8 protein-coding genes are annotated in these 13,783 nt (G+C 43.0%); all 8 read right to left on the bottom strand.

Annotation, left to right across the window (positions count from 1 at the left end; genetic code table 11):
* Nucleotides 1–176: 176 nt before the first annotated feature.
* On the bottom strand, nt 177–3,533 hold the full coding sequence (locus PSF28_RS13850; RefSeq protein WP_272685207.1) for an ImcF-related family protein: 3,357 nt from the start codon (nt 3,531–3,533) through the stop codon (nt 177–179).
* Nucleotide 3,534: 1 nt separating this feature from the next.
* The gene (locus PSF28_RS13845; RefSeq protein ID WP_210839123.1) at nt 3,535–4,617 is read right to left on the bottom strand and encodes a hypothetical protein; all 1,083 of its coding nucleotides are present in this window, start codon (nt 4,615–4,617) and stop codon (nt 3,535–3,537) included.
* A gap of 21 nt (nt 4,618–4,638) precedes the next feature.
* The gene (locus tag PSF28_RS13840) at nt 4,639–4,896 is read right to left on the bottom strand and encodes a PAAR domain-containing protein (protein ID WP_210839121.1); all 258 of its coding nucleotides are present in this window, start codon (nt 4,894–4,896) and stop codon (nt 4,639–4,641) included.
* Between the two features lie 189 nt (nt 4,897–5,085).
* The gene (locus tag PSF28_RS13835; RefSeq protein ID WP_272685206.1) at nt 5,086–6,198 is read right to left on the bottom strand and encodes a T6SS immunity protein Tli4 family protein; all 1,113 of its coding nucleotides are present in this window, start codon (nt 6,196–6,198) and stop codon (nt 5,086–5,088) included.
* Nucleotides 6,179–7,897: an esterase/lipase family protein gene (locus tag PSF28_RS13830; RefSeq protein WP_272685205.1), complete on the bottom strand. Its 1,719-nt coding sequence runs from the start codon at nt 7,895–7,897 to the stop codon at nt 6,179–6,181. Before PSF28_RS13830 ends, PSF28_RS13835 begins: the two co-directional genes overlap by 20 nt.
* 41 nt (nt 7,898–7,938) lie before the next feature.
* Entirely contained in the window at nt 7,939–10,461 is a 2,523-nt protein-coding gene (locus PSF28_RS13825) for a type VI secretion system Vgr family protein (RefSeq protein ID WP_272685204.1), read from the bottom strand.
* Entirely contained in the window at nt 10,458–13,121 is a 2,664-nt protein-coding gene (tssH, locus tag PSF28_RS13820; protein WP_272685203.1) for a type VI secretion system ATPase TssH, read from the bottom strand. Before tssH ends, PSF28_RS13825 begins: the two co-directional genes overlap by 4 nt.
* Before the next feature lie 168 nt (nt 13,122–13,289).
* Nucleotides 13,290–13,781: an Hcp family type VI secretion system effector gene (locus PSF28_RS13815; protein WP_004912469.1), complete on the bottom strand. Its 492-nt coding sequence runs from the start codon at nt 13,779–13,781 to the stop codon at nt 13,290–13,292.
* Nucleotides 13,782–13,783: the final 2 nt, after the last annotated feature.

Below are 13,783 nucleotides of genomic sequence, written 5' to 3'. Positions count from 1 at the left end.
GATCCTACAAATATCTATCCTGAAGTTTTATATCCGTTTTTGAGCGGTTGTCGTTCATTTTTTGCCCATAATAAATAAAATATTTCAACCAAGACGCATTTTATTTAGTGAGTAACGCTAGAGAGCGTTTTTAATATACGAAAAACATCAAATCGAAAATAACTATCAACGATGATCTAATTATCCAAGAAGATTTTTTCAGGTAGCACAAAGTTGCGTAGTTTTAATAGCGCCAGTGGGCCTTGGCTCATTTCAGTGCGCAGTTGGTAATTGAGTGTATTGCCAGCTGGCGTGGTCCATGACACGGTATAGCTACTGGTGCTTCCTGCATAAGGCGCGACATTGGCTGTCTCGAGTAAACGGATTAACCCCCAGACACCAGGATGATCGCCATAGAGTCGGGTACCGGTGGAGGTCGTCATCCAAGACAATGAGGCGCCTGACGCGACGGTATCGGCAGGCCATACAAACCGTTGCCATTGTGGGAACTGGTTATCGTAGGTAAGATTTTGTTTATCGATCACCAGTACGGTCTGCATCACCTGTTTACTGGTTCCCGGACGCATTTCAAAATAGAGACGTGCTTCTCCGTTTGCGAACGCTACATCGCCTAGCTCACTCAAGGTATTCATCGCCTTTATAAACTCCGGGTTAAACCGCAAGCCTTGAGCATTCGTGCTATTGGGTACCCAATGGTTACCTTCTTTGCGTAAGACACCTTGCAAACGTGTTTCTAAGAAGCGCTGAATACGTCCATTATCAGGGCGAAGATATTGTGCCATCAGAGGCAAAGAAATATCACTTTGCGTGTCTTTCAAGGGATAGCGACCGCCAAAGGCGTTGTTCCATTCATTGACAATCGCATTTTGCCATTCGCTATTGATCCCTTGAGCGGTAGGTGTGAGTAGCTGTTGCCATGCCTGAGTCATGGGCTCCACTAACAGTGCATCGCCAAAAGGTTGCCACTCTTGCCCAAAACTGGCAGCAATCAAGCTCCCCATATCCCGCGTTTCGGCAAAATCGACACTTTTACTTTCTAGAATACTTTGTGCGAAGGCTTGGGACATGGCTTGTGGGTCGGGGGCATTTACCACTTGCTGAAGTTTTAAGCGCACACGAGTAATACGGGTTAAATACGCTTGTAAACTCAGATTATCACCGGTTTGTGAGGTGGCTTGAGGATCAACAAAGTTTAGGATAGGACCAAACGTCTCTTCCAATGGCCCCGTAAAATCGGCTTTTTGGTTAATCACCGGTTTTTGTTCTTTGTTGAGCAGCTCTTTTGCCGAGTTAACAAAAGAGTCGGCTAGTTTTTCTGTTTGGCGTCCGGTTTTTCCTTGGTAGGAAAGGGTATTCATCAGTGCAATGACCGGAGATTGGCGCACATCGCTCATTAGTGAGAGTTGGTCAATGGTATCGGACAGGTTTTCGGTATGCCGCCATTGCAAACTGTTTAAAAAATTTAACCAGCTACTTGAAAAATCGGCAAAATAACGCTCGGTGAGTTGCTGTTTAAGTACGTCAGGCGAAATATCTTGGCTAAGTTCATGCTGGTTGTCGCTCAATACCCAGTCAATTTCATTGCGGCGCGACTCGACCGTTTTTTTGATGGCGGGTTCAATGGACTCTTCCCACGCTTTGCGGGTAAAAATACCCGGTACGAACTCTTCTGTCGTCAATAAAAAACTAACATCAGTATCGTTTGTCATGTCATTGAGGGTCATATCCGGAAATTGGTTCTGTGCCTGCAAAAGCACTTTTTGGTATAACGAAGCACTTTCGCTGCGTTGGCCGATTTGTCGAATGAGTAAGGTACGGCTTTGATTAATCAGGTTATTGTTAGCTGATAATTGCCAGTCAGGGTGCTTGGGTAGCTGCTGCGCGTAGAACATGAGCAACTCTTTGCCGAGAGTGTGCCATTCCCCTTCATCCATTCCCTGAGGGGCGGGTAGGGTAGTTAGGATACTATCAGTGAAAAAAGCAGGTTCCATACGCTCAGGCGTACTCATCATGAGATAAGTTTTTAAATCTTGATATGCACGTTGTGTCGCTTGGCGACGCTCATCACTGTTTGGCGATAATTGTGCATAGGCTTGCAATCGTTGCTCAAGTTGTTGACGGATATTATCTCGCAGAGGAGGGAGTACCGTCTGCTGATACAACGGCCATAAATGTGCTAAGAGCGGCTCATTGCTATTCAAGCCAAAATGCAGCCAAAAAGGCACTGAGTTCTGTTCCCGATGCGTTAACAGTCCCAGAGTTTGCTGAAAGTCGTATTGGGCTTTAAGGCGTTCAGTTTCCGGTAATTGGCTGTTAGCGGCGACGCTCGCACTTTGGTAGCTCTCTTCGATAAGCTGGCGATTGGCGAAGTAAGAGACAATCATGCCTGCGCCCCACAAGGTCATGGCCGTGGCCGCGCCGTATTGAACGAGACGTTTTTTATCAAAGCCTAAAGAGGCCGGCTGTAAACCGGATGCTAGTTCAGATTGCAGGTTTAACCAGCTTTGCCAGCGGGTATCGGGGTGCCAGCTATTTGGCAAACGTTGCTGATTTAACGGATTGATAGAAGGGCTAAATGCGATGCCGGAAAAAGGCAGCGTACGTAATTGGGTATTGAGTGGGGCTAATGCGGTAGCGAGCTGTTGGCTGCCACCGTTTTGTAGAAATTGGGCTAAGGCGAGTAGATAGGTGTGTTTCTGTTCGCGAAGTAATGCTTGAGTTCCGTTGATCACAAGTGCAGGGATCAGGCTTAACAAGCTAGGCGATAGTGCCTCGGCTGGCATATTTTGCTCTATCATGCAGAGGGTCGAGGGCGTTTCAACAGCACTGAGGGATTGTTGATCACTGACACTCCATACCCAAACAGGCGCACGCCAACCTAATGCTTGAAAGAGGTTTTGGATTGCACGCCCTGCATTGTGGGCTGTTGCGGTATTGAGGTTAGTGAAAGTGACGTTGTTGTCTAAAAGCTGGGATGAAATGCTGTTTTCAGTCACCCAAATCACACCATCGAGCGGACGACGTCGGCGAAGTTGTTTGAGGGTTTCTAGTCGTTCAGAGTCTATGGAACTCCCGATATCGCCACCGTAGATGAGTAGGGTGCCATCACACTCTTGCCAGATTTCTTGCGTCAGGCTAGGGGCGAGTTTTTCGACGGCGGAATGGGAGCCGAGGAGGAGCTGAATGGAGACTTTGGAATGCCAGAAAGTGCCGTATTGGTTACGTAGTGCTTGAATAATTTCATCATGCAATAAGCTTATTTGTTTAATCGGCGCATGTAAATCGACTGAGCTATTCTGGGGCTTAAACGTTTTCTGCTCTTGCTTTTGTGAAAATTTATTTTTCATAGGATAAAAATAAATACTGAATAAAACAATGATACTGAATGTCGATATTCCAATATAGTAAGGTGTTAAGTCAAATGGTTGATATTGATAAGTGACAAATAAAACGATTGATAAACTTAGGAGTAAGACTAAAAAAATCACAAATAGCTTCCCACGAGGAAAACTCGTGGATATTTTATTTTTCATATTAAGACCTACGAATGTAAACCGCGTAACTGGCACCATGAGGATTTGGATGAATGAGAACTTGGTCTAATTCTGTTTTTAATGATATTTCTGTTACAAGTGAAAGGTATGTTAAAAATGCATTGGGATGTGGTGTTGAATAAGATAATGCTAAAGAACGAATTGGAATAGTTTTATCAAACTCAATATTTTTTTCGGTATAAGTGATTAGAAGATTATCGACTAAATCTTGTTTGGAATCGGTTATCCATGTTTGAAATTTATCTTTTTTTGATATTCCACTGTAATCAATGTATTTCACGATATCATTGTCAATATCTTGATTATCAAACTCTATTATCCTTTCTATCTCAATACGAGAACGACTTGAGTTAATTAGTTTATCATCGTTAGAAAATAGTTGAGCTGAAATAAATTCACTAAATTGTGATGCTGACTGGATAGTAATAACTAGAAATGTATCATTTATTTTATTCTCATAAATAGAGAAAATATCTTTATATAGAGATGGTTTAATAGGCTTAAGATGCCATTGATTATAAATTAGAACATCACTGTCATCGCTATTATTATCTAAAATATAAATTGTTGTTAGATAAAAACGATAATTAGGGCACTGTTTTTCGAGTTGCAGGTCGATGGCTGTAATAAAATTTTCATCAAGTTGCAGATTATTGAATAAACGACGTGGTTTATCAGGAAACATCGGAATGGCTTCCGCTTCTTTCAAAAACACGTCAGTGCCGTCTTTATCAGGGGTATAAATAACATTTGCGATAGAGCTAATTGAAGATTGACACCATGCTTGCCATTCCTGTTTTGTGATTTCTTTCTCTTTTTCCCAATTATCAAATGTTATAACCGCGTGTTGGTAGCGGATATACAAAAAACTTATAGATAGAAAAAATAGCAGTGCGACTACTGGCAATGAAAAAAGAAATAAACGTGTTTTTTGCTCAGTTGGTAATGTGGCTCCATACATATAAATTGCAGCGGCTAACGTTGTAAAAAATACGACTACAATTTTATAATTAGGTTTGGTTAATAATGTTTTATCGGGAATGGTAGGGATTTTCCAATACATTGATTCGATATCCTTATCTGCTTATTTTGTATGGGTTTTGGGCTCCGAGCTGATCACTCGGCACCCACATGCACAGAGGCACTGATCCACTACAATGGCAATACCATTATCAAAAGCAGAATCAGCCCCTTCTATAATGGTGTTATTTCCGTGTTTGGGGCAGGAAACAAGATCTCCAACGAGTGCAACTTGTTTACCATCAATGTACATTGTGGATGAAGCCGAGAGCACATGGCCTCCATGGGTATTTTTGTCACAAAGACAGACAAATCCTTTCATTGTGAACCTACTTTTTGGAAATAACGTTATTATCTTTATGCGAAAGTTCAGTCATTGATAATGGAAGACCATTTTTATCTGAACCACCAAAATACTCAGTGTTTTTTAGCCGTTATTTATCGTTCCCTTTCGGATTCGTATCAGAAATGGGGCTTACTGTTTAGATATTTATTATCCCTCTTGTATAGATTAAAACGCATTGGGTTTATATCGTAACGAGCCGACAATTCGATCCCATATTTCGACCATTTCGGCATCACTGTATGTTGTTTCTTTATCATTGTTAAATAAAGTTATACTTAAAAATGGTTTAGCGAAAGAGGATGTACCTTGATTTGCCTTCAAAAGAAAAGAATAATAAGGAAATCCTGACTCTTCGTTATTTTCTTCGTTATAAACTTTTTGTCTCCCATACATTAGCCATTCTTGAGCAGGAACGCCATTAGGTTTTATTTCACCTTTTTTAAACGTGTGCATATTATTTAACACCATTGCTTTTTTTATTTCAAAAGATTTATTTAATAATATTTCATCTTGAGGCGTCTCATGATGATCCATGTTTATGGCTAAACTAAAATCACTATTTTCATATAAAAAATAGATATCTTCTTGTTGTTTACTATTATCATCTAAAATAAAACCATTTGGAATGCAAACTCCTTTTTCTGTGGGAACGACATGATCTAACCGCCCACTTAATCGTGAGATCAAAGATTGCATAGCAGCTAATTTAGCTGGTTTTTGGTTTGATTGAAATTCTGTTCCACCTCTAGCTAAAAAGCTAGCTTTTCTTTTTTCATATTTTTTATCAGAAAGATCTCGGATATCAGTAGTAATTATAAACGCGATATGATTAACATACACATGAGCTTCTAATGTTCTATAAGCATCATTAGATCCAGACTGATTCGCATCGAAAATAATGCCTTTTCCATCTGGCAATTGTATAACCTCCTTCAGTACAGGTGTATTTTCTTTACTCGTTGTTCTTTCTATTAACTCCTTTTCTCGTAACTCAATTCGTTGCCGAAATGCAGGAGGATAAATAAATTTGCTCTCAATTTTAAAATCATCAATAAATATCTTATCCTGCAATTTATTATTAAATGATGCAGGAACATCAATAACATAACGACCAATACATTGAGGTTTCGCTTTATCAAACAGAGTTTCTATCACAATCTTTTCCTTGTCACTTAACGGAGCTGGAGCAACTTCACGAATGAGCCATAAAAATGAAATTATGAGCATAACCAAAATTATCATGAACCATGCTTGTAATTTAGTCAGCTGCACTGGCATCAACCTCTTGTACAATTTTAATTATTGATCTTAATGTAAATTTAATGGCATCACTAAATTCAGAATAAGCCGTATCATCTAATGCATAAGCATTTTGATGATCAACATTTGTCGCCAAGACACTTTTAATTGATGCATGTATTTTTATTTTATTGAGTGACTCAATGGGAACAGTGCTATCACCTTTGCCTAACGACGAAACTAACTCATAAACATTATCGTCATCTATTTTGTAATAATAATGCGGAACATCTCCTGTAGGAATAACATACATTTTACCATCTGATTGTTTTTCAAATCGAACATTTTTAACGGCCGGTAAACGTCGCAATGCATCCTCACTCAGTTGTATTTCTCGTTTATATGAAACTCGACTCCATGATAGATAATTATCGGATTCTTTTTCATTACCATAAAATACGTAAGTGTTAGGGTGATAAAAACCTTTTTCCTGATGCTCCATAAAAGGTCTAACCGAACCTTCCATTAATTTATCATATTCATCCCAATTACTCGTGACCTTCGCATTATCGGAATCAATAATGTCAGATTGATACAGTTTCCACCACACATCATTACGTAAGTAAATTTCGTCAAAAGGGTCTACTTTAGGATATTCACTCTCACCATCAATTTTTAACCATCCTGATGGGTATGACGGATACGGCAGTAATTGTAATGGAGCAGGCGCTCTAGCTAAAACAGGCATTAATTTTTCTGCGTTTCCTCCTAGAACTTGCCCTGGAATATCTTCTTTACCCGCTCCGGTTTTCATTCGGCGATAAGCTGCTGGAGACCCTAAATCAGGGATAACCCCGTGAACAACGCCTAAAACCTTATCTTGACAACCTTTAAATTCAACCCCTTCAGGGGGATTCATTGCGTAACGAGCGACTAATCCCCCCATAGAATGCGTGACTAAAATGACTTTTTCTACTGCTAAACCATACCCATACTTATTTTTGTAGATATCTAAAACATCATCAATATATTTAGTCAGTTCTTCAGCGGATATAACATTATCCTTCAGCCAATTATAGCCAAAAACATGAACAGAAAAGAGGAAGCGTTTAAAGTGCGTTAGCTCAGGATCGGTTAGCGGAGAGTCATGAGTATCCCCTAATTTTCGGTTAACTAAGTTAGCTAATACACCTGAACGTTTGAATTGTTTTAGTTTAGCGTCAGAATACATACGATAAACATCAGTCTGCCAATCATCCAACAAAGCATATTGAAAAAATTCTAAAAATTTTCCATAACTTAAATATAACGCTTCACCCCAATGCCGCTCCTGTCTAGTAGGGAGTAGATTTCCATTATCAGGGAAGAGAGAATGAACTCGAGAGCTAATACTTGTTTTCCTGTTTTCAACAGTAGTAGTGTCTGGGTTTAAAGTTTTTCTACGTTCATGACCGTCTTTAGGAACAAACCAAAGAGTATCTGCCCCCTTAATCGATTCCGCTTTCCAAGAATCTTCACCAACACTACTTTTAAGATTCGTTCCCATGACCCCAGGGATAAAAATAATAGGTATTACCTTTGTTGGCGGAACAATGCATTTAGCTTCTGCATTGAGTGATTTATGTTGAAGTTGAATATCAACCCAACGGCATTTCCCGTTTTTATCCCATTGTGGTAAGTAATACGAAATATGTTGGCATTCACTGGATATTGCTGAATTGTCTAATTTATCTGTCATAAAAGCTCCTAAAAATAAATTCTCTGACCGTTAGAACGTCACTACTTACCATCAAGTTTAATGTCGAGCTGATCTAACCCTAAGCCCTTACGCTCAGATAAATTTCCTTGGGTATCACTAGTATTGGTGCTCTTCGTACCTTCGGCATAAATACCAACAGGTTTTGGTAGATGAGGACTGCCTAAATCGTCTAAATGTACCAATTGAGGCTTAACTGCAAACTCAGAACTTTCCCATGACTGCATCGCTTCATTGATGCTTTTCCCGCCAAATTTTTGCCAAACAGCACCGCGTTCGATGATTTTATCAGGGGCTGCACATTCCACCGTGCCATCGGCAATGCGAATATAGCCACCACCACTGGTTAAAATAATTTCCTTTTTGGCTTTGATGATGACTTTGCCATCATGGCTGCTAATGCTTATATCCTTTAAGGCATCTAAGAACATTTCATCATGTTGAGCCTCAATCGCGATTTTGCCTTGATTGGCAAAGATTTTGATCCCGAGCTTTTGGGCGAATAGGCTAATAATTTCGCCAGCAGCCACGGTGAACTTTTTGGCAATACTAAAATCTGCATTTTTACGGGCAGTACTGATGATATTTTCACCTGCCGAGGTTTGAATGCTTTTGGGGGTGGTCTGTGCAATACCTTCGGGTGAGGAAACCAGCAGAGCGGATTGCTGAAGTTCATTGAGTGTTTCAGACAGGAGTTCTTTCTGTGTTTGTAAATCAGCCAGCTCAGCTTTTGCAACGTTAGCGGCTTCTTTGAGAGATTCCGTTAACTGCTGTGCTTGTTTTAACTGTGCTACCGCCTCTTCCATCGCCAGCACATCTCCACCGGCCTTATCCTGCTTATCGGTGGTAATAAACAACCCGTTACCCGCACGGATCGCGCCCCAGCTATCTGTACGTAGCTCAAAACCGTCACCACGCTGCTCGCGTTCGGCGTTCACCAAATGCCCCAAGTTTAACTGGGTTTTTCCACCATACTCGGTGCTGAGCTTAATATGCTCTTGTCCGCGCTTATCCTCCATGCGCAGTTTGTTATTCGCAGGCGTGCGGATCACATTGCGGGTGTTATTTTTATCGGTCACGTGGTCGGGGTGGCGGGAATCATGCAGTGCATGAGCGATGTAAGGGCGGTCTGGGTCACCCTCATGGAAGGCGATAGCGACTTCAGTCCCTTGAATTAGCGGGAAATGCATCCCATACGTATCCCCCGCATAAGGTTTCGCCAACCGCACGGGCATACTTTCATAGCCCTTGGTTTTATCATCTCTGTCCGCATCGAATTTGACCCAGTAAAACCCGTGTTCATTTTGGTGGGCATAAATATCGTGGTCTTTTGCGCTGGTGACGCGTGCCATTAATGTTCCGGCAATGACAGGGCGTGGTTTTAGAGCAGGACGCCAACACAGTGATTCCGTGTAAGGCACAGCGTCGAAACGGACGGTTAGCGCTTTATCTCGGCTGGCGGTAAAGCGTAATCGCGTAATTAAAATCGGTGATTTAAAGACGGCCGGTAAGGTCGAACTGAGCGGGTTATCTTGAATGTTTAATACCAATAATGGCGTCAGGTCTGCTGCGCTGCTTTCTCCGCGTAGCAAAGTCTGGCGAGCCAAAAAGCGCTCGTGATCGAGTCTTGCCCAGAAGTTAGCGGTTTCAGTTTCAGGGCGAATTTTGTCCCCGCGGGTTAGGTGACGACCTTTATAGTGGTAAACATCGCCGTAGTTGGTTTTTTCGCCATCACCACGAGTCATGTCTGCGACAGCGGAAATCAACGTATCTTCCGCCAGTCGGTGGTTATAGTCTTTGGCAAAAACAGTGCTTTCAACTACTTGATGACGTAAAGATAATCCCCAAACACTGTCGACATGGTTATCGCTCAGCCCAGATGGGCTATTTAATGGCAGCGTTTTGTCATACACATAGCCGCGTTGGCTGTCCGTAAAGTGGAGCACTTCAGTTTGGGTATCATCTTGTAAACCAAAGCGGTAAAAAATACCCACTTCACTGAGTAAGCGTTCGATAAATTGGCGGTCACTTTCGTTGATCTGGTTGATTTGTTCGCGTTTGGGGTACGCTTTTTCGAGATGAAATTCGAATTCCCAGCCTTTGAAATTATGTTCACGCAGAATTTGTTCAACCACATCAGGGATGGATTGATTAATAAAGAAACGGTGGCTGCGAATTTGATGGCGGAGTAGCGCAAAAAAAGGCTCAATAACTAGCTGGTAGCGAGCTTCATCCGCAGAGCCTGAGAGGCGACGAAAATCTGTGACCACGCCATGCACACGTTTGGTAACAGTAGGTTGAGTGGCGAGCCCCATTAAGTTATTTATCGGTGCCGAAAAGGTCAGGCTAGCATTACGACGCAGTAATTGTTGAGCAGAAAGGTCTTGAGCGGAACAGGTAAACGTAATTTGGTAGCGATAGGGTTCGCTAGCGGCTTCACGCCCCGTAAAATGTTCAACGTCCAGTAGGTCTGAGCAGCCTTGAACTTCTAGGCGATAGCGGTTTTGGCCTTGGAGGAGGTTTTTGGCTGTGTCGAGTAGGCTCATAACGTTACCTCCTTAATATCACTGAAACTCAGGGTGATCCCGTCTTCTTCGCTATACCCCAAAGTCAGGCTTTGCGCTTGCTGGTGGTTAGCTTGACGCATGAGTAATTGTTGGCTAAGTACCGGTAAAATCTGCTGATTGAGTAGGCTGTCTATATTACGGGCGCCGGTGTCAGGTAATAAACAGGCGCTCACGAGGGTGTCATACAGCGCTTCTTCTATAATGCCTTCAAGCTTGTAGTGGGTGTAAAGACGCTTAATGACGCTGCTCAGTTTCATTTCAACAATTTGGCGCAGTGCGACAGGGCCTAATGGGCGATAAATCAGGGTTTGGAAGCGGGCAAGTAATGCAGGTTGGAAGTGGTCACGCAGTGTCGGGCGCAACAACTCTTGCAGTTCTCCGTCTGTCGATTCTGGGAACTCGTCTAATTGCTGCATCAGTAAGTCGCTGCCTAAATTGGCGGTCATTAAAATCACGGTATTGCGAAAATCAATTTCACGACCTTCGCCATCGCGCATGAAACCACGGTCAAAGACTTGATAAAAGAGGTTAAGTACGTCTCGGTGGGCTTTTTCCACTTCATCAAGTAACACGACGCTGTAAGGTCGTTTGCGCACGGCTTCTGTTAAAATCCCGCCTTGACCATAACCGACATAACCTGGGGGCGAGCCTTTTAATTGGCTGACGGTGTGGGCTTCTTGATACTCGGACATGTTGATGGTGATTAAGGATTTTTCGCCACCAAATAGGACATCTACCAAGGCTAAGGCAGTTTCGGTTTTCCCTACACCACTCGGGCCAACCAGTAAAAATACCCCTTGCGGGCCATTTTCTGAAGCGAGTCCTGTACGCGCCGCACGTAACCGTTGTCCAAGCGCCAATAATGGATTTTCTTGACCCACGACACGCTTGCTAATCGAATTTTCTAACTCAAGTAGCTCGGTTTGTTCATCTTTTAAGAGGCTGGATAATGGCACGCCTGTCCAATCCGCGATGACGGTGGCAACGGTTCTGACATCCACATCTGGAGTGATCAGCGGTTCATTTTGTTGTACGAGTTCTAACTGTGATTGGATATTGCTGACATCTTGGGATTGACGGCGTTGTTCTAAGAGCTCACTGATAAGATTTTTTTCTTTCTCAAAACACTGTTCTAATTCAGTCAGCTGTATGGCGATTTGCGCATCTTGAGTGACTAATTCGCTCAGCAGGGATTGGTTGGTGGTGTTGCCAATGGCTAAGTCATCAAGGATCGCTTGCTGCTCAAGTTCTAAGGCATTACGCTTGGCTTTTAAACGCGTCAGTTCTTCAGGGAGTGTATCGAGACTCATGCGGATACGAGCGCTGGCGGTATCGAGTAAATCCACAGCTTTATCGGGGAGTTGGCGACCAGTTAAGTAACGGCGAGATAAGGTGACAGCGGCTTTGACCGCATCATCGGTAATGTGAACACCGTGATATTTTGCATAGCGAGGTTTTAATCCACGCAGCATTAAACAGGCTTTTTCATCATCAGGTTCATCGACTTTGACCACTTGGAAGCGGCGTTCTAAAGCGGCGTCACGCTCGAAATATTGCTTATATTCAGACCAAGTGGTTGCGGCAATCGTGCGTAATTCACCACGGGCAAGAGCGGGTTTGAGCAAGTTAGCAGCATCCGCGCCACCCGCTTGGTTGCCTGCGCCAATGATGGTATGAGCTTCATCAATAAACAGTAAAATCGGAGTCGGGGATTGTTGTACGGCTTCAATCACATTTTTTAGGCGCTGTTCAAATTCGCCTTTTACGCCAGCTCCCGCTTGCAGTAGCCCTAAATCTAATGTGCGTAATGATGTTGTTTGCAGGCTGACAGGAACGTTGCCTTCAACGATGCGTAGAGCTAAACCTTCTACTAAGGCGGTTTTACCCACCCCCGGTTCGCCCACGAGAATTGGGTTATTTTTACGACGGCGGGAGAGGATATCCACCATTTGGCGAATTTCATCATCACGTCCAAAGACAGGGTCAATCGCGCCTTCGCGTGCTTTTTCGGTCACATCCACCGTAAATTTATTCAGGACGGCCAGTAGAGCTTCACTCAGAGTGTCGCCAATTACATTTGAGTTTTTCGCCTTTTCTACCTCGTTAGCGTCAGATGGCGTTTCTTGGGATAAAGACTGATTATGTGCGGCGAGTTGTTGTACATCAGGTCGTTCATCGGATTGCGCGTCAAGCATCGGCCTTAAGCGCTGAAGTTGGGTCGTACTTAATGTCATTAACGGCCACAAATTATCATTCGGTACCAGTGACGGTTGCTGAGTCATGGCAGACAAGAGATGCACGCTGCGAATGTGTTCGATGTCTTCATCCAGAGACGCAATCACCCACGCTTGTTGAATGAGTTTAAGGAGAGGTTTCGATAAGGAAGGGCGGGTATGAATGGAGCGTGGTAAGCTGTCGATATCTGTCAGTAAACTCTGCCAAAGGGCTGACATATCCCACTCATAGCGACGAGCTAACACCGTGATATCGCTTTCCCCCATTTCCAATAATTTGAGCAACCAATGTTCAATGGTAATTTCCGCATGCGCCCGTGTCTGGCAAAGTGAAGCTGCCGCTTCTAATGCGCTGGCACAGTAAGGGTTTAGGCGACGTAATAGCATCACGGATGAATTGTCCATATTCTCTCTCTTGTATTGGGGGGGAAATGGTTAGAGACAGCAAGGAACGCTACCGCCCCTAACCGTTAACCGAGGTTCATTAGGTATCAAGATAAATTGTGTGTTGTGTGTCATCGGCGTACGAATACGTACAAAAAAGCAGACGCCGAAACGCCTGCTTGTTCTTAATTAAGCGGTAGCACGCTCATTCCACGAGTCGGAATGAATGATGTTGCCGTCTTTGTATGTCCAAGTGATTTTTTCATAGCGCAGCTCAATCTCTTCGAGATGGTTGTGCTTCTCTTTATTAGGGTCTTTAATGTCGTGCATTTTTGGCGCGACTTTGACCACTTTGACGTTTTCGAGCTTGGTATTGAAATATTCGACTTCTTGTCCTGCATCATCAATGCGGTACCATTTGAATTCGGCTTCTTTCAAGGTTTGGCCAGTCGTTACCGCTTTGTACAAATAAGGGCTTGATGCATCAATTTCTTTCACGAAAATAAAGGGTGTATGAATACGTGTACCTGTTAACTTACCGGTATTGTTATCGGTTGGGATGTACAGGTTATGGTCTTGTGCGACCACTTCAATACTACCTTCACGGTCTTGTACATTAACAGAGCCCTTGATATCTGCACCGCCGTCATCTTTTAGCCATAAATAAACAGGAATAGCCATTG

Source organism: Providencia sp. PROV130, assembly GCF_028482225.1.
GTDB classification, from domain to species: Bacteria; Pseudomonadota; Gammaproteobacteria; order Enterobacterales; family Enterobacteriaceae; genus Providencia; species Providencia rettgeri.
The sequence above is the reverse complement of the archived record's forward strand: the minus strand, read 5'-3'. Positions and strand labels throughout refer to the sequence as shown.

What these genes read in the sequence shown, in the direction of transcription:
- PSF28_RS13850 (WP_272685207.1), bottom strand. Translation starts at nt 3,533, where the DNA reads ATGAAAAATAAAATATCCACGAGTTTTCCTCGTGGGAAGCTATTTGTG.
- PSF28_RS13845 (WP_210839123.1), bottom strand. Translation starts at nt 4,617, where the DNA reads ATGTATTGGAAAATCCCTACCATTCCCGATAAAACATTATTAACCAAA.
- PSF28_RS13840 (WP_210839121.1), bottom strand. Translation starts at nt 4,896, where the DNA reads ATGAAAGGATTTGTCTGTCTTTGTGACAAAAATACCCATGGAGGCCAT.
- PSF28_RS13835 (WP_272685206.1), bottom strand. Translation starts at nt 6,198, where the DNA reads ATGCCAGTGCAGCTGACTAAATTACAAGCATGGTTCATGATAATTTTG.
- PSF28_RS13830 (WP_272685205.1), bottom strand. Translation starts at nt 7,897, where the DNA reads ATGACAGATAAATTAGACAATTCAGCAATATCCAGTGAATGCCAACAT.
- PSF28_RS13825 (WP_272685204.1), bottom strand. Translation starts at nt 10,461, where the DNA reads ATGAGCCTACTCGACACAGCCAAAAACCTCCTCCAAGGCCAAAACCGC.
- tssH (WP_272685203.1), bottom strand. Translation starts at nt 13,121, where the DNA reads ATGGACAATTCATCCGTGATGCTATTACGTCGCCTAAACCCTTACTGT.
- PSF28_RS13815 (WP_004912469.1), bottom strand. Translation starts at nt 13,781, where the DNA reads ATGGCTATTCCTGTTTATTTATGGCTAAAAGATGACGGCGGTGCAGAT.